The sequence below is a fragment of the Wenxinia marina DSM 24838 genome (assembly GCF_000379485.1).
In the GTDB taxonomy this organism is placed as follows: domain Bacteria; phylum Pseudomonadota; class Alphaproteobacteria; order Rhodobacterales; family Rhodobacteraceae; genus Wenxinia; species Wenxinia marina.
This window is the reverse complement of the sequence record NZ_KB902288.1, coordinates 38,512-53,591: the sequence shown is the minus strand read 5'-3', so window position 1 is coordinate 53,591 and position 15,080 is coordinate 38,512. Positions and strand designations below refer to the sequence as shown.

The 15,080-nt window shown below is 70.8% G+C and carries 15 protein-coding genes; 6 read left to right on the top strand and 9 right to left on the bottom strand.

Annotated features, from left to right (window positions below; translation table 11 throughout):
- Positions 1 to 85 precede the first annotated feature (85 nt).
- On the bottom strand, positions 86 to 1,405 hold the full coding sequence (locus A37W_RS0109295) for an NAD(P)-dependent oxidoreductase (protein ID WP_018302756.1): 1,320 nt from the start codon (positions 1,403 to 1,405) through the stop codon (positions 86 to 88).
- 149 nt (positions 1,406 to 1,554) lie between these two features.
- Between A37W_RS0109295 and A37W_RS0109290 the strand changes: the two genes are divergently transcribed.
- Entirely contained in the window at positions 1,555 to 2,148 is a 594-nt protein-coding gene (locus tag A37W_RS0109290; RefSeq protein WP_018302755.1) for a DedA family protein, read from the top strand.
- A 77-nt stretch (positions 2,149 to 2,225) separates the two neighbouring features.
- Here the strand turns inward: A37W_RS0109290 and mmsB are convergent, their stop codons facing one another.
- From mmsB to A37W_RS0109265, 5 genes are all read right to left on the bottom strand, one after another.
- Complete coding sequence (gene mmsB / locus A37W_RS0109285; RefSeq protein ID WP_018302754.1) at positions 2,226 to 3,095, bottom strand: 3-hydroxyisobutyrate dehydrogenase; 870 nt, start codon at positions 3,093 to 3,095, stop codon at positions 2,226 to 2,228.
- Complete coding sequence (locus A37W_RS0109280; protein WP_018302753.1) at positions 3,092 to 4,138, bottom strand: enoyl-CoA hydratase/isomerase family protein; 1,047 nt, start codon at positions 4,136 to 4,138, stop codon at positions 3,092 to 3,094. Before A37W_RS0109280 ends, mmsB begins: the two co-directional genes overlap by 4 nt.
- Positions 4,135 to 5,274, bottom strand: coding sequence for an acyl-CoA dehydrogenase family protein (locus A37W_RS0109275; RefSeq protein ID WP_018302752.1), 1,140 nt, complete (start codon positions 5,272 to 5,274; stop codon positions 4,135 to 4,137). Before A37W_RS0109275 ends, A37W_RS0109280 begins: the two co-directional genes overlap by 4 nt.
- A gap of 75 nt (positions 5,275 to 5,349) precedes the next feature.
- A complete protein-coding gene (locus tag A37W_RS0109270) occupies positions 5,350 to 5,715 on the bottom strand; it encodes an HIT domain-containing protein (protein ID WP_018302751.1) in 366 nt (121 codons plus the stop codon).
- Positions 5,716 to 5,726: 11 nt separating this feature from the next.
- Positions 5,727 to 7,304 carry a DUF5928 domain-containing protein gene (locus A37W_RS0109265; protein WP_018302750.1) on the bottom strand — a complete coding sequence of 526 codons (1,578 nt, stop codon included), beginning with the start codon at positions 7,302 to 7,304 and terminating at the stop codon, positions 5,727 to 5,729.
- A 144-nt stretch (positions 7,305 to 7,448) separates the two neighbouring features.
- Here A37W_RS0109265 and A37W_RS0109260 point away from each other — a divergent pair, with 144 nt between their 5' ends.
- Together A37W_RS0109260 and A37W_RS0109255 are read left to right on the top strand one after the other, a co-directional pair.
- The gene (locus A37W_RS0109260) at positions 7,449 to 8,267 is read left to right on the top strand and encodes a sulfotransferase family protein (protein ID WP_018302749.1); all 819 of its coding nucleotides are present in this window, start codon (positions 7,449 to 7,451) and stop codon (positions 8,265 to 8,267) included.
- A gap of 35 nt (positions 8,268 to 8,302) precedes the next feature.
- Positions 8,303 to 9,028 (top strand): phosphatase PAP2 family protein, encoded by a 726-nt coding sequence (locus A37W_RS0109255; RefSeq protein WP_018302748.1) that lies wholly within the window; start codon positions 8,303 to 8,305, stop codon positions 9,026 to 9,028.
- 129 nt (positions 9,029 to 9,157) lie between these two features.
- Here A37W_RS0109255 and A37W_RS0109250 read toward each other — a convergent pair whose 3' ends face one another.
- Both A37W_RS0109250 and nth read right to left on the bottom strand, forming a co-directional pair.
- Entirely contained in the window at positions 9,158 to 10,141 is a 984-nt protein-coding gene (locus A37W_RS0109250; RefSeq protein WP_018302747.1) for an adenosine kinase, read from the bottom strand.
- An 85-nt stretch (positions 10,142 to 10,226) separates the two neighbouring features.
- On the bottom strand, positions 10,227 to 10,889 hold the full coding sequence (gene nth, locus A37W_RS0109245; RefSeq protein WP_018302746.1) for an endonuclease III: 663 nt from the start codon (positions 10,887 to 10,889) through the stop codon (positions 10,227 to 10,229).
- A 109-nt stretch (positions 10,890 to 10,998) separates the two neighbouring features.
- Here nth and A37W_RS0109240 point away from each other — a divergent pair, with 109 nt between their 5' ends.
- Positions 10,999 to 11,838, top strand: a complete 840-nt coding sequence (locus A37W_RS0109240) for a methylated-DNA--[protein]-cysteine S-methyltransferase (protein WP_026198397.1) — start codon at positions 10,999 to 11,001, stop codon at positions 11,836 to 11,838.
- A gap of 122 nt (positions 11,839 to 11,960) precedes the next feature.
- A complete protein-coding gene (locus tag A37W_RS0109235) occupies positions 11,961 to 12,608 on the top strand; it encodes a YiaD family glycine zipper/OmpA-like lipoprotein (RefSeq protein WP_018302744.1) in 648 nt (215 codons plus the stop codon).
- 356 nt (positions 12,609 to 12,964) lie between these two features.
- Here the strand turns inward: A37W_RS0109235 and puuE are convergent, their stop codons facing one another.
- Positions 12,965 to 14,383, bottom strand: a complete 1,419-nt coding sequence (puuE, locus tag A37W_RS0109225) for an allantoinase PuuE (protein WP_018302743.1) — start codon at positions 14,381 to 14,383, stop codon at positions 12,965 to 12,967.
- 108 nt (positions 14,384 to 14,491) lie between these two features.
- On the opposite strand from puuE, the gene uraH reads away from it, so the two are divergent.
- Positions 14,492 to 14,845, top strand: a complete 354-nt coding sequence (gene uraH, locus A37W_RS0109220; RefSeq protein WP_018302742.1) for a hydroxyisourate hydrolase — start codon at positions 14,492 to 14,494, stop codon at positions 14,843 to 14,845.
- The last annotated feature ends 235 nt before the right edge of the window (positions 14,846 to 15,080 follow it).

Sequence of the window (15,080 nt, the reverse complement as noted above, 5' to 3'; positions counted from 1 at the left end):
ACCAGCCCGTCGTCCGGCAGCTTCGAGCGGTCGGCGCCGGGTTGCACACCCCCGTGCAGCACCGCCCGCATCTCGCCGTGCGACGTCACCCCGCGAGCGTCCGGTGGATGTCCTCGGCCGCGTCCCGGCCCTGCGCGACCGCGGTCACGGTGAGGTCGTCGCCGCCCGAGGCGCAGTCGCCGCCGGCCCAGACGTTCGCGAGCGAGGTCTTCATGCTCCGGTCGACGGCGATCTTGCCGCCCATCAGCTCCAGCCCGCCGTCGGTTGTCAGGGTCTGGCCGATCGCCTTGAACACCTGGTCGGCGGGCAGCGAGACGGTCTCGCCCGTGGCCCGCAGCGCGCCGTCCACCTCCTCGGTCAGCGCCAGTTCGATGGCGCCGTCGTGGATCGCCTTCGGCTGCGCGTTGAACAGGAACCGCACCCCGTGCGAGGCGGCGAGGTCCTGCTCGTACCGGCTCGCGCCCATCCGGTCGCGGCCGCGGCGGTAGGCGACGGTCACCTGGTCGGCGCCGAGCAGGCGCGACTGGATCGCGGCGTCGATCGCCGTCATGCCGCCGCCGATCACCACGACGTTGCGCCCCACCGGCAGCGCGCCGAGATCCGCCGCCTGCCGCAGCTCGGAGATGAAGTCGACGGCGTTCAGCACGCCCTCGCGCTGCTCGCCCTCGGCCGCGAGCGCGTTCACCCCGCCGAGGCCGACGCCGAGGAAGACGGCGTCGAATTCGTGCCGCAGCGCCTCGAGGTCGAGGGTGTCGCCGAGGCGGCGGCCCTGCACCAGCTCGATGCCGCCGATCCCCATCACCCAGGCCGCCTCGCGCGCGGCGAAGTCCTCGGTGCTCTTGTAGGCGGCGATGCCGTATTCGTTCAGGCCGCCCGGCTTTTCCCGCGCCTCGTAAAGGGTCACGTCGTGGCCGTGCCACGCCAGCCGGTGTGCGCAGGACAGGCCGGCCGGTCCCGCGCCGACCACGGCGATCCGCTTGCCGGTGGGCGCCGCGCGCTCGAACGGGTGGCCCTGCCGGGCCATCAGCGTGTCGGTCGCGTGCCGCTGCAGGCGGCCGATCTCCACCGGCTTGCCCTCGGCGGTCATGCGCACGCACGCCTCCTCGCACAGCTCCTCGGTCGGGCAGACGCGGGCGCACATGCCGCCGAGGATGTTGGCCTCGAAGATCGTCTTCGCCGCCGCCTCGGGCGTGCCGGTGGCGATCTGGCGGATGAACAGCGGGATGTCGATCTCGGTCGGACAGGCGATCGTGCAGGGCGCGTCGTGGCAGAAATAGCAGCGGTCCGCGGCGACGTGCGCCTCGTGCGCGTCCATCGGCGGGTGCAGGTCGGTGAAGTTGCGGGCGATCTCGTCGGCCGGAAGGCGCCCCGGCGCGATGCCGGCGGTGAACGGGCTGTTGGGCAAGGCGGGCTCCCGCGGTTTGGCCTGTTGTCGGTCGAAGCCTGCCACATGCTCAAATTTTATCAAACGGTAAATTATGGGCGCCCGGCGGACGCCGTGGACGGCGCCGGCGCGGCCGCTAGGTCCCCCGGGATGACGCTGCCTCGCCGCCGATGACCGCCGACGACATCCTCGCCCTGATCCGCGACTGGGGGGTGCCGGCGCTGGCGCTCGGCACGTTCCTGTCGTGTCTCGCCTTCCCCGTGCCGGCGACGCTGCTCCTGCTCGCGGCCGGCGGCCTTGCCGCGGGGGGCGAGCTGTCGCTGGCCGGCGCGACGCTGGCGGCGTGGCTGGGCGCGGTGGCGGGCGACCAGGCGGGCTATTTCCTGGCGCGGGCGCTCGCCGGGACGAAGGTCGCGGCGCGGCTGGCCGGGAAGGCGCCGGCGGGATCGATGGACAAGGCGCGGGACGCGATCGAACGGCGGGGCGGAACGGCGGTGTTCCTGTCGCGCTGGTTCCTCAGCCCGCTGTCGCCCTACGTCACCTTCGCGGCCGGCGCGGCGCGGATGAACTGGCCGCGCTACACGCTGGCCGGGGCGGCGGGCGAGGCGATCTGGGTCGGGATGTACATCGCGCTCGGCTGGGTGTTCACGGACCGCATCGCCGAGGTGTCGGGCACCGCCGGCAAGGTCGCGTGGGCGATCACCGGCCTCGTGGTCGTGGTCCTGATCGGCTGGGCAATCAGCCGGCGGGCGGCGCGGGAATAGCGATCCGGGGCGCGAAGGAAATTCGACGAATTCCATCTCGGGACAGAACAAAATTTGTCGAATTTTGTTCGCGCGCCCTACCCCCGGCTCCGCTTCTCGAACCGCGGCAGCATGGCCGAGAAGTCGCGCCCCGCGCCGCCCTCCTCCTCCACGAACCGCCTGTAGTGGTCCGCCGCCGCCGCGCCCATCGGCGTGTCCGCGTCCACCGCCTCGGCCGCCATCTGGGACAGGCGCAGGTCCTTGAGCATCAGCTCGGCGGCGAAGCCGGGCCGGTAGTCGTTGTCCGCCGGGCTCGCCGGGCCGATGCCGGGCGCCGGGCAGTAGGCGTTCATCACCCAGGAATAGCCCGACGAGGTCGAGACGACGTCGAACATCGCCTGCCGCGACAGGCCCAGCTTGTCTGCCAGCACGAACGCCTCGCAGGTCGCGATCATCACCGATCCGAGGATCATGTTGTTGCAGATCTTCGCCGCCTGCCCGTTGCCGGACGGGCCGCAGTGGACGGCCTTCTGCCCCATCACGTCGAACAGCGGCTTCACCGCGTCGAACGCCTCCTCGGACCCGCCGGCCATGAAGGTGAGGGTGCCGCCCTGCGCCCCGCCGATCCCGCCCGAGACCGGCGCGTCGACCGCGCGTAGGCCCGCCGCCGCGGCCGCCTCGGCGACCGCACGGGCGCTTTCCACGTCGACGGTGGAGCAGTCGAGGTGCACCGCGCCCTTCGCCATCGCCGGGTGGATCTCGCGCGCGACCGACCGCAGGATCGGGCCGTCCGGCAGCATCGTGATGACCACCTCGGCGCCCTGCGCCGCCTCGGCCGCGCTGCCGGCCATCGTCAGGCCGTCCACCTTCGCGACCGGGTCGAAGCCCGTGACCTCGTGCCCGGCATTGGCGAGGTTCAGCGCCATCGGCGCGCCCATGTTGCCGAGGCCGACGAATCCGATCTTCATGCCCTGTTCCCCTCCAGCCGCAGCGCGTCCGCCCCGAGGGGCGCCGTCATCCGCCGCACGTCCTCCTCCGTCACCGCGCGCCAGTCGGCGTGGCGCCAGCGCGGCACGCGGTCCTTGTCGATCACCTGCGCGCGGATGCCTTCGAGAAAGTCCCCGTGCTCCATCGCGCGGTGGGTGACGCGGTACTCGTGCTCCAGCGCCGCCTCGATCGTGTCCGACTCGCGCACCGCGTGGATCATCTCCACCGTCACCGCCATCGACAGCGGTGCGTTCCGCGCCATCAGGTCCACGCCCGCCTGCACCGCCTCGGAGGGCTCTTCCGGCAGGCCGTCCATGATCTCCGCCAAGGTGGAACCATGCCACGCCTCGTCGATCTCCGCCCGGTGCGCGGCGAGCCGGCTGTCCGGCGCCTCGTGCGCCGCCGCCTCGGCCTCGCCCGCATCGCCGGTGTGGACGAGGCGCTGCTTCAGCGCCTCCCAGCCGCTCTCGGGCAGGTACTGGTCCGCGAAGCCGGCAAAGATCGCGTCACCGGCGTCCATCCGGTCGCCCGTGGTCCCCAGATACTCGCCCAGCCGCCCCGGCGCCCGCGCCAGAAGGAGCGAGCCTCCGACGTCCGGCACCAGCCCGATGGAGCATTCCGGCATCGCGATCCGGCTGCTGCCGCCCACGATCCGGTGGCTGGCATGGCAGCCGAGGCCGACGCCGCCGCCCATCGTGAAGCCCTGCAGGAACGCGATGACCGGCTTGGGATAGTGCGCCAGCCGCGCGTTCATCCGGTACTCGTCCCGCCAGTAGGTGCGGCCGTAGGAGAAGTCGCCCCGCGTGCCCGTGCGGTACATCTCGCGGATGTCGCCGCCGGCGCAGAACGCCTTATCGCCCTCGCCGTCGATCAGGACCAGCGCGACCTCCGGGTCGTCCGCCCACGCGACCAGCGCGGCGTCGATGGCGTGCACCATCTCCAGCGTCAGCGCGTTCAGCGCCTTGGGCCGCGTCAGGGTGATCCGCCCGGCGCGGCCCTCGGTCCGGATCGCGACGTCGCTCACCGGCCGACGAGCCCGCGGGCGACGATCAGGCGCATGATCTCGTTCGTACCTTCGAGGATCTGGTGCACCCGCAGGTCGCGGACGATCTTCTCGATCCCGTAATCGGCGAGGTAGCCGTAGCCGCCGTGCAGCTGCAGGCACTGGTCGGCGACGCGGCTGCCGGCCTCGGTCACGAACTTCTTGGCCATCGCGCAATGCTGCGGCGCGTCCGGCGCGCCCTGGTCCAGCTTCCACGCTGCCTGCCGCAGGAACACCCGCGCCGCCTGCAGCTCGATCTCGCAGTCGGCGAGGCGGAACTGCAGCGCCTGGAACCGGTCGAGCGTCTGGCTGAAGGCCTGCCGCTCGCCCATGTAGGCGACCGTCGCGTCCAGCGCCGCCTGCGCCGCGCCGAGCGAGCAGGCCGCGATGTTCAGCCGCCCGCCGTCGAGGCCGGCCATCGCGTAGGCGAAGCCGCGCCCCTCCTCGCCGATCAGGTTCTCGGCCGGCACCGGGCAGCCGTCCATCTGGACCTGGCGCGTCTCCTGCGCCTTCCAGCCCATCTTGGCCTCGAGCCCGCCGTAGCTGAGGCCGTCCGCCCCCGCCTCGACCAGGAAGGCCGACACGCCTTTCGGCCCCGCCTCGCCCGAGCGGGCCATGACGACGTAGGCGTCCGAATAGCCGCCGCCCGAGATGAACGCCTTGGTGCCGGTCAGCGCCCAGCCCTCGTTCGTGCGCTCCGCCTTCGTCTTCAGCGCCGCGGCGTCCGAGCCCGACCCCGGCTCGGTCAGGCAGTAGGAGAGGACCGTCTCCATCGTCAGCGCCTTCGGCAGGACCCGCGCCTTCATCTCGTCCGAGCCGTAGGCGTCGATCATCCGGGCGCACATATTGTGGATCGACAGGAACGCGGCGGTCGCCGGGTCGGCCATCGACAGCGCCTCGAACACCAGCGTCGCGTCGAGCCGGCCGAGGCCGGCGCCGCCCGCCTCCTCGCTGACGTAGAGGCCGCCGAAGCCGAGTTCCGCGATCTCGGGCCACAGCTCTTTCGGGATCGAGCCGGCCTCTTCCCAGGCGCGGGCGTGGGGGGCGATCCTCTCGGCGCCGAAGGCGCGGGCCATGTCGAAGACAGCCGACTGCTCGTCGGTCAGCGCGAAGTCCATCGGCACTCCTCCTCCACCCCCATGGCTAGGCCCCGGGGGCGGGCCTGTCCAGCCGGCCGCACCGTCAGATCGGTGTCAGTCGGCCGGCAGCATCCGGCCCAGCTGCGCGCCGCCGATGATGTGCAGGTGGAAGTGCGGCACGTCCTGCACGCCGTGGAGGCGGGCGTTCGCGATCGCGCGGAAGCCGTGACTCACGTCGACCTTCCGGCACACCTCGCCCACCGCCGCGAAGAAGCCCGCCTGCTCCTCTGGCGAGGCCTCCTGCGCGAAGTGGTCGAGCGACATGTACGGCCCCTTGGGGATCACCAGCACGTGCACCGGCGCCTGCGGGCGGATGTCCTCGAACGCCAGGGCGTGCTCGTTCTCGTAGACGGTCCGGTTCGGGATCTCGCCGCGCAGGATCTTGGCGAAGATGTTCTCGGAATCGTAGTCGAAGGCCATTGGCGGATCCTCTAGTCGGCGAACAGGTTTGGAGTTTCGGCGAGCCGCAGCGCGACGTCCGGCGGGACCGTCAGGAAGCGGGCGAGCGTGCCGGCATTCGCCTCGGGCGCGGCGCCCTCGCGGATGCGGGAATGATTGGCGAGGTGCGCGTCGCGCAGACGATCGCTCTCGCCCGCGACATCGTACCGGATCGTCGGCAAGAGCTGCCGCAGCGTCTCGTCCGACGTCTCGCCGCCGGCGAGGCCGACACGGCGGGCGTGATCGGCGAGGTAAGTATCGGTGAACTCGCACTCCACCTCCAGCAGCCGGACGGTGGGGCGGTCGGCGTAGAAGTCGCTCACGAGGTCGAGCGATCCGGTGTCGAGGCAGATGATCAGGCGATCGCTGTCGAAATAGTCGAAGAGCATCCGCATCAGCGCGCGCCGGTGCCGGTGCCTCTTGGCGATGGTCGTCTGGATGCCGCCGAGGTCGGGCAGCGGCGCACTCTCCTCGTTGAAGACGTAGTCGAGGGCGGGGATGTCGGTGTGGTGCCGGATCGCGCCGACCAGCCGCTTGGCGACGTGCCACTTCTTGCAGGCGACGATCAGCAGCTCGCGCTCGCGGCCGAGGAGGTTGTCCGTCTCCCAGAAGCGGGGCGCGAAGCGGCGGCCGACCCGGCCGCGGCCGGTCAGGAACGCGAACAGCTTGCGCCCCTCGTCCGACACCCTGAACTCCTCGCGCCCCGACGCGTAGAGCCGGCCGAGCCGGCGCTTCAGCTCCTTCGCCTCGGGGCTGATCTTGCGGGCGAACAGGAAGTCCTGGCTCAGCAGCAGGTCGTAGTGATCGTTGTAGAAGGTCACCGGCATGCCGTAGTCGGTGAACATCAGGAACGTCGGCGTCCGGCTGCGGATCTCGCGCTCGGGGATGAGGTGGCGCACCAGCGTCTGGAAGAACGTCTCGTCCGGGATCCAGGTCCGGCGGAAGAACCGCACGACGTCCCTTCGCGCCCTGGTGAAGGCGACCACCTCCTCGACCGTGCGGCGGCGCAGGCACCACCACTGGCTGCCGATCTGCACCGCGATGTCCGGTGGCACCCGCCGCCTCAGGCCGAGCCGGCGCTGGAGACGCAGCGAGCGGTAGAACCGGTCCTTCTGCGTCCGCTCGTTGAAGAAGTGGCGGTAGATCAGCCGCTCTTCCTTGATCCCGGTCTTGATCCAGTCGCTGTCGTAGAAATCGAAGCTCTCGATGTAGTCGACGTCGTCGGCGTCGAGAAAGCGGTGGGCGTAGGCGGCGGACTTGATCGCCATGCAGTCGCCCGACAGCATGTAGAAATGCGTCGCCCGCGGAAACGCGGCCAGCGCCGCCTCGATGGCGTGGAGCGTCGCCTGCACCAGGCTCCACTCGCCCCAGCCGCAGCGGACGCGAGTCTTCGCGAAGGTGACGTTGTCGTTGCCCGCCAGCTCGGCCCGGATCAGGTCGTAGTCCGCGGCCCTGGCGCGGGCGTCGAAGTGGATCGAGATGCAGTCGCCGACGGCCGTCAGCTGCCGGGCCTGCTGGACGATCGCCTCGGGGTCCTTGTGGCAGAGCAGGATGAAGGCAATTTGCGCCAAAAGGGGGTCCCGTCCGTCACGTTTTCGCCCGTCTGTCTGGCTAGATAGCGTGAAGGCCCGTTGAAGAGACAGGCCAAAATTGCAAACCTCGGACGGTCGCGCGGGGCGCGGCGGGGCCGAGGCACAGGCGGAGTGGCGACGGGCATGGGCTTTCCCGGCACCTGGATGACGTTGAGCGAGAGCATGGTCTATCGCGTGGTGCCCAAATGCGCCTGCTCGACCATCGGGCAGGTCATGTTCTACTCGGACCACGGCCGCTTCTTCGACGGCGACATCCACGACGCGAAGGAGGGCCTGCACAAGTGGGCCCAGGACGAGAGCCAGGGACCGATCGCCGACAACGTCAAAGCGCACAGGTCCTATGCCTTCACCTGCGTGCGCAATCCCTACACCCGGATCCTGTCGTCGTTCTTCGACAAGATCGCCGGCATCCAGCGCAACGGCCGCCGCTACCGCGGCAACCTCGTGCCGATGCTGGCGCAGAAATACGGGATCGAGGTCGGCAGCCCGGAAAACGGGTTCGAGTTCGATCAGATCGCCAGCTTCCGGCGGTTCCTGCTGTTCGCCCGCGACACGATCCGCTTCCGCAAGCCGATGGACCCCGACATCCACTGGTCGGCGATGTCCGGGCACATCTCGACCTTCATCGCCAATGGCGGCACCTACGACCGCATCTTCTGGACCGAGCGGTTCGACGACGGGATGAAGTCCGTCCTCGAAAACGTCGAGACGCCGGTGCCGGTCGCCATCGGGGACGTGCCGCGCTTCAACGAAAGCGAAGGGCACGGGCCGAAGCGGGAGCACCCGGTCGAGGCCTACTTCGACGACCTCGCGATGCACCTGATGTGGGAATGCTATCGCAGGGACTTCCAGCTCTTCCGTTACGATTTCGAGAACCCGGCGAACAAGATGCCGACGGGCGAGATCGACCTCGCCGAGGTGCACGCCAAGCTGGGAGAGTGAGGAACCGGCCGGCGCCGGAGCCGGTTGCACGGAGCATGAGAGCCTCAGAATTCCTCCGCCGCGCCGACACCGGATTTCTCTTCACCCTCGCCCTCATCGCCGGTGCGATCTGGGCCTTCGTCACCCTCGCCTCCGAGATGGCCGAGGGCGACACCCACGCCTTCGACGAGGCGATCCTGACGGCGATGCGGGTGCCGGGCGACCTGTCCGATCCCATCGGTCCCGGCTGGCTGGAGGTGATGATGCGGGACGCCACCGCGCTGGGCGGCGTGGGCGTCCTCACCTTCGTCGTGTGCGCCGCGGCCGGTTGGATGTGGCTGCGGCAGGACGGCCGCTCGGCGATCTACCTCGTCGCCGCGACAGGGCTGGGGATGCTGCTGTCGCCGCTCTTCAAGACGCTGTTCGACCGCCCCCGCCCCGATCTGGTGCCCCACGACACGATGGTCTCGACGGCGTCCTTCCCGTCCGGCCACTCGCTGATGGCCGCCGTCACCTGGCTGACCCTCGCCGCCATCGTCGCCCGCGGCGTCGAGGAGCGGGCGCTGAAGGCGTACGTGATCGCGCTCGCCATCGTCATCACGCTCGCCGTCGGAGTCAGCCGCGTCTATCTCGGCGTCCACTGGCCGACCGACGTGCTGGCCGGCTGGTGCCTCGGCGGCGCCTGGGCCACCGGCGCGGCGACCCTGGCCTCCTGGTTGGCGGGGCGGGGGCGGATCGAGCACGCGAAGCTGGAGCCGGGCGAGGCCGCTCGCAATCCCTGACATTAAGGCGCAAGTGGCGCGGGGCCCCGGCTCGGCGGCCGGGGCGGGTGTCATCTCTGACCCGGCCGTCTGCCATCCCGTCCCGGGCTTGACCCGGGACCTCGACGGGACAACGCGCCCCTTCAGGTCCTAGACCAGTTCGGCCTCGCGGAACGCCTCGATCATCGGCCGCTCGGGCCGCGGGCCGACGTGGCCGATCACCTCGGCCGCGCACATCACGCCCATCCGCGCCGCGACGTCCAGCGGCGTGCCGGTCGCCACGCCGTACAGGAACCCGGCGGCGAACTGGTCGCCCGCCCCGGTCGCGTCGATCGGGGTCACCGGCGTCACCGGCGCCTCGACCCGGCTGTCCCCCGACCAGACCCAGACCGACCGGCCGGAGCGGGTGCAGGCCACGATCCGGCACGCCTGCGCCGCCTGCGCCAGAGCCGCGTCGAGGTCGTCGCCGGTCTCGTAGAGCGTGGTCCATTCCTTCTCGTTGCCGATGGCGATGTCGACGTCGCCCGCGATCAGCCGCTGGAAGTCGGCGCGGTGGCGCTCGGCGCAGAACGGGTCGGAGATGGTGATCGCCGCCTGCCCGCCGGCGGCCTTCATCCGCGCCGCCGCCTCGGCGAAGGCGGTCTTCCCCTCGGGCTTGTCGAACAGGTAGCCCTCGAGGAAGAGGATCTTCGACCCCTCGAACACGTCCGGCACGTCGCCCGAACCGATGTCGGCTCCGGCGCCGAGATAGGTGTTCATCGACCGCTCCCCGTCCGGCGAGACGAAGATCATCGACCGCGAGGTCGGCAGGTCCACCTTCTGCGGCGGCAGCGGGAACGCGGTGCCGGCCTCTTCCAGCGCCGTGGCGTAGAACCGGCCCAGCGCGTCGTCCTTCACCTTGCCGATGAAGGCGGTGCTGAGGCCCAGCTCGCCGATCCCGGCAATCGTGTTGCCGACCGACCCACCCGGCGTCTCGGTCCGGTCGCGCATCGAGGCATACAGCAGTTCCGCCCGCTCTCGGTCGATCAGCTGCATGATGCCTTTCTCGATCGCCATCTGGTCGAGGAACATGTCGGAGGCGTGGGAGATCACGTCGACGATCGCATTGCCGATGCCGATGACGTCGTAGCTCATTGTTCAATCCTTCGGGTCGGGCCGGGCGCCGATTTCCACGCGGAAATCGGCCATGGAAACCGCGCGGTTTCCGTGCGCCGGCGGATCATGCGGCGCCCTTCGGGGCGGGGGTCTTGTCCTCATAGAGGCACAGGTCCGCGATCAGGCAGTCGGGGCAGCGCGGCTTGCGGGCGAGGCAGATGTAGCGGCCGTGCAGGATCAGCCAGTGATGGGCGTGGCGCTGGAACTCGGCCGGCACGTGGTCCTCGATCGCCCGCTCGACGATCTCGACATTCTTTCCCGGCGCGATGCCGGTGCGGTTGCCGACGCGGTAGATGTGGGTATCCACCGCCTGCGCCGGATGACTCCACCACATGTTGAGGACGACGTTCGCGGTCTTGCGGCCCACCCCCGGCAGGCTCTCCAGCGCCGCGCGGGACGAGGGCACCTCGCCGCCATACTGCTCCACCAGGATGCGGCTGAGCTTGATGACGTTCTTCGCCTTGTTGCGGTAGAGGCCGATCGTCTTGATGTACTCGGTCAGCCCCTCCTCGCCGAGGTCCAGCATCTTCTGCGGCGTGTCGGCGACCTTGAACAGCTCCCGCGTCGCGCGGTTCACGCCGGCGTCCGTCGCCTGCGCCGACAGCGCGACCGCGACGACGAGGGTGAAGGCGTTCAGATGCTCCAGCTCGCCCTTCGGCTCCGGCTCGGCGGCGCGGAAGCGGGTGAAGATCTCGCGGATCGTGTGGTAGTCGAGCTGGCGGGCCATCGCGCGCTTTCATGCCCGCGCCCGGCGGGACGGTCCAGCCCTTTCGCCGGCCATGATTAGCCGCAAGCTTCGGATCGCGCGGCGGCGGGCGGCTCGCTACATCTGGGGCATGCAACACGAAAGCTCCTATCATTACCGGGTCATCGGCCGCGCGATCGAGGCGATCGACCGCGCCGGCGGCGGGACCCTGCCCCTCGACGCGCTGGCGGCCGAGGTCGGCCTGTCACCCGCGCACCTGCAGCGGGTCTTCTCTGCCTGGGTCGGCGTCTCGCCCAAGCGGTTCCAGCAGTACCTGACGCTGGGCCACGCGCGGACGCTGCTGCGCGAGCGGTTCACGACGCTGGAGACGGCAGGCTCGGTCGGCCTGTCCGGCACGTCGCGCCTGCACGACCTGTTCGTCACGTGGGAGGCGATGTCGCCCGGCGAGTACGCCAGCGGCGGCGCGGGGCTGGAGGTTTTCTGGGGCTGGTTCGACAGCCCGTTCGGCCCGGCCCTCGTCATGGGGACCGACAAGGGCATCTGCGGCATCGCCTTCGCGGCCGAGAGCGGCGAGGACGCGGCAATGGCGGACCTGCGCGGGCGCTGGCCGAACGCGGCCTTTGCCGAGGCCCCGGATCGGCTGGCGCCGTGGGTCGCCGCCGCGTTCGGGACCGCGCCGCAGCAGAAGGTCCCCCTCGTCCTCATCGGCGCTCCGTTCCAGATCAAGGTCTGGGAGGCGCTGGTGACGATCCCGTCCGGGCAGGTCACCACCTATTCCGAAATCGCCGCCGCCATCGGCCGGCCCCGCGCGGTCCGCGCCGTCGGCACGGCGGTCGGCCGCAACCCGGTCTCGTTCCTGATCCCGTGCCACCGGGCGATCCGCAAGACGGGCGGCCTCGGCGGCTATCACTGGGGCCTGCCGGTCAAGCGAGCGATCCTGGCGTGGGAGAGCGCACGCGCGGAAGCGTGAGATTTCAGGCGGAACCGGCGGAACATCGCCTGACTTAAGGGCGTTATTGGATAGCATGCGCCCAAGGGCGATATCGTCTGCCGAGCGCACGAGATGCGCGAATCCTGAATACGGACATGTCCATGATCACCAGACCCATCCTCCTCGCCTCCGTCGCCGTCCTCGGCCTCGCGGCCTGCCAGGCCCCCATCCCCGGCCAGGGCACCGCCAATACGAACCAGGGCGCGATGCTCGGCCTCGGCCTCGGCGCACTCGCCGGCGCCGTGAGCGGCGACGACCGCGACGAGGCGATCCGCAACGCCGCGATCGGTGCGGTCGCCGGCGCCGCGATCGGCGGCGCGATCGGACAGCAGCTGGACCGGCAGGAGGCCGAACTGCGTGCGGCGCTCGGCCCGCAGGTCGGCATTGTGAACACCGGCAACTCGCTGGTCGTGACGCTGCCGCAGGACATCCTGTTCGCGACCGATTCCGCGACGCTCACCGGCTCGCTGCAGAACGATCTGCGCGCGGTGGCGGGCAGCCTGAACCGCTATCCGAACACGACCGTCAACGTGATCGGCCACACCGACAACACCGGCGAGGCGGCCTACAACCAGGCGCTCAGCGAGCGCCGGGCGCAAGCCGTCGCCTCTGTCCTCGTCAACTCGGGCGTCGCGGCGGGCCGCATCCGTGCCGTCGGCCGCGGCGAGGACCAGCCGGTCGCGTCGAACCTCGACGCCGCGGGCCGCCAGCAGAACCGCCGGGTCGAGATCGTCATCACGCCGACCTAAGGCGCGGATGATCGCGATCATCGGGCCCCGCGCAGTCGCGCGGGGCCTTTTTCGTGCGCGGCTGGCTCCCGTACCAGGGAGGGTGTTAATAGGGCGCGACGGAGGGCAGCGGCTGGCCGCGGTCAGACGCTCCGACCATCGAGGTCTGCGGTTTATGGCGCGGTCCCGCACGACGGCTTTCGTCGCGATGGCGGCACCCAAGCGTCTGGCCGTGGGGGCGGCCAGACGCTGCCCGGGCCGCTTGAGCGGCTATTCCGGGCGAAGGAAAAGGTCGTTGGTCGACCCGCGGGCGCACCTCACTGTGCAAGGCCCGGCTCAAGGCCGGGGCGGGTGGGTCCGATCGGGCGCGTCGGCCCCTACCCCAGCATCGCCCGCAACCGCAGCTCGGCGATCCGCTCCACCTGCCGGCAGGCCTCGGCGAACTCGGTCTCGTGCTCGTTCCCGATCCGCCGGCGGAAGGCGCGCAGGATCCCCGCCTTGTCGTGGTCCCGCACCGCGATGATGAACGGAAAGCCGTGCTTCGCGACGTAGTCCGCGTTCAGCCGCGTGAACTCTTCCCGCTCGGCGTCCGTCAGCGCGTCGAGACCGGCGGAGGCCTGTTCGGCCGTCGACTCGGCCGTCAGCCGCTTGGCGGCCGCCAGCTTGCCGGCGAGATCGGGGTGGGCCGCCAGCACGCCCTCCCGCTCTTCCCGGCTGGCGGAGCGGAAGATGCGGGTGAGGGCGGAGTGCACGCCGGTCGCGCTGTCGTGGGCGGGGCCGAGCTCCAGCGCCCAGGCGCGCTCGGCGATCCAGGGGCTGTGCTCGAAGATGCCGCCGAACCGCGCGACGAAGGTCTCCTTGTCCATCTGTGACGGCCGCTCCCGCCGGACGGGCGGATGCACCCGCGCCCAGTGCTCGGCCACCTCGATCCGGCGGGGGAACCAGACGCCCTCGTGCCCCTTCGCATGCTCCAGGAACCGCTTCAGCCCCGCGACCTTGCCCGGCCGCCCGACGAGGCGGCAGTGCAGCCCGACCGACATCATCGCCGGCCGGCCCGCCAGCCCCTCGGCGTAGAGCGTGTCGAAGGCGTCGGTCAGATACTCGCCGAAGTCGCGGCCGGTCACCCAGCCGGGGGCGGTGGCGAAGCGCATGTCGTTGGCCTCGAGCGTGTAGGGGATGATCAGCTGGTCGCGGTCTCCGAACGTCATCCAGTGCGGCAGGTCGTCGTCGTAGGTGTCGCTGACGTAGGCGAACTGCCCGGTCTCGGCCGCGAGCCGCACCGTGTTCACGCTGCAGCGGCCGGTGTACCAGCCGCGGGGCGCCTCGCCCGTCACCTCGGCATGCAGGCGGCTCGCCTCGGCGATGGCGGCGCATTCCTCTGCCTCGGGCATGTCGCGATGCTCGACCCATTTCAGGCCGTGCGAGGCGATCTCCCACCCGGCCTCCTGCATCGCCTTCACCTGCACGGGGCTCCGCGCCAGCGCCGTGGCGACTCCGTAGATCGTCAGCGGGATGTCCATGCCGGTGAACAGCCGGTGCAGCCGCCAGAACCCCGCCCGGGCGCCGTAATCGTAGATCGATTCCATGTTCCAGTGCCGCTGCCCCGGCCAGGGCTGGGCGCCGGCGATGTCGGACAGGAACGCCTCGGACTGCGAGTCGCCGTGCAGGAGCGAGTTCTCGCCCCCCTCCTCGTAGTTCAGGACGATCTGCACCGCGATCCGCGCGCCGCCCGGCCAATGCGGGTCCGGCGGGGTGGGGCCGTGGCCGGTCATGTCGCGGGGATAGCGGTCGGGCATCGTCTGGCTCCTGTCGGCGGTGCGCCGATGCTGCCGGGGGGCGCGGGGGGTTGCAAGCGGGCGCGCGGCGACGGCTAGATGGCGGGAACGTCCTTCGCGAGGTTGCCCGTGCCCGGATTCCTGACCACCCACGTCCTCGACACCGCCACCGGCGCGCCCGCCGCGGGCCTCCGGATCGAGCTGTTCCGCCTGGACGGCACCCTGCGCGAGAAGGTGGCGGAGGCGGTGACCAACGCGGACGGGCGGACCGACACGCCGATCCTGCCGGAGGAGCGCTTCGCGACGGGGCGGTACGAGCTGCTGTTCCACGCCGGCGACTACCTGCGCACCGGCGGGCTGGAGGCGGCGGAGCCGCTGTTCCTGGACGAGGTGCCGATCCGGTTCGGGATGAACGAAGCGGGCCACTACCACGTGCCGCTGCTGCTGTCGCCGTACGGGTTCTCGACGTACCGGGGGAGCTGAGGCGGCGAGGATGGGGGGCTCTGCCGGATCCGGCGCTGGTCGCTCCGTTGCTTGCCGCAGCCTGCAGGCTCCAAGCGGGACACAAGGGCAGCGTCTGGCCGCGGTCGGACGCTCCGACGATGCGGTAAGGGCGCTTTATCCCGACACCCCCGCATGGCCTCGATCGTCTTCCAGGTGGCGAGCAAGCGTCTGGCCGGCGAGTGACCAGACGCTGCCCGGGCCGCTTCGTGGCTGA

Excerpts from the sequence above, each read along its gene's own strand:
- A37W_RS0109290 (WP_018302755.1), top strand. The coding sequence starts at position 1,555 with ATGACCGCCGACGACATCCTCGCCCTGATCCGCGACTGGGGGGTGCCG.
- mmsB (WP_018302754.1), bottom strand. The coding sequence starts at position 3,095 with ATGAAGATCGGATTCGTCGGCCTCGGCAACATGGGCGCGCCGATGGCG.
- A37W_RS0109275 (WP_018302752.1), bottom strand. The coding sequence starts at position 5,274 with ATGGACTTCGCGCTGACCGACGAGCAGTCGGCTGTCTTCGACATGGCC.
- A37W_RS0109270 (WP_018302751.1), bottom strand. The coding sequence starts at position 5,715 with ATGGCCTTCGACTACGATTCCGAGAACATCTTCGCCAAGATCCTGCGC.
- A37W_RS0109260 (WP_018302749.1), top strand. The coding sequence starts at position 7,449 with ATGGGCTTTCCCGGCACCTGGATGACGTTGAGCGAGAGCATGGTCTAT.
- A37W_RS0109255 (WP_018302748.1), top strand. The coding sequence starts at position 8,303 with ATGAGAGCCTCAGAATTCCTCCGCCGCGCCGACACCGGATTTCTCTTC.
- A37W_RS0109250 (WP_018302747.1), bottom strand. The coding sequence starts at position 10,141 with ATGAGCTACGACGTCATCGGCATCGGCAATGCGATCGTCGACGTGATC.
- nth (WP_018302746.1), bottom strand. The coding sequence starts at position 10,889 with ATGGCCCGCCAGCTCGACTACCACACGATCCGCGAGATCTTCACCCGC.
- A37W_RS0109240 (WP_026198397.1), top strand. The coding sequence starts at position 10,999 with ATGCAACACGAAAGCTCCTATCATTACCGGGTCATCGGCCGCGCGATC.
- A37W_RS0109235 (WP_018302744.1), top strand. The coding sequence starts at position 11,961 with ATGATCACCAGACCCATCCTCCTCGCCTCCGTCGCCGTCCTCGGCCTC.
- puuE (WP_018302743.1), bottom strand. The coding sequence starts at position 14,383 with ATGCCCGACCGCTATCCCCGCGACATGACCGGCCACGGCCCCACCCCG.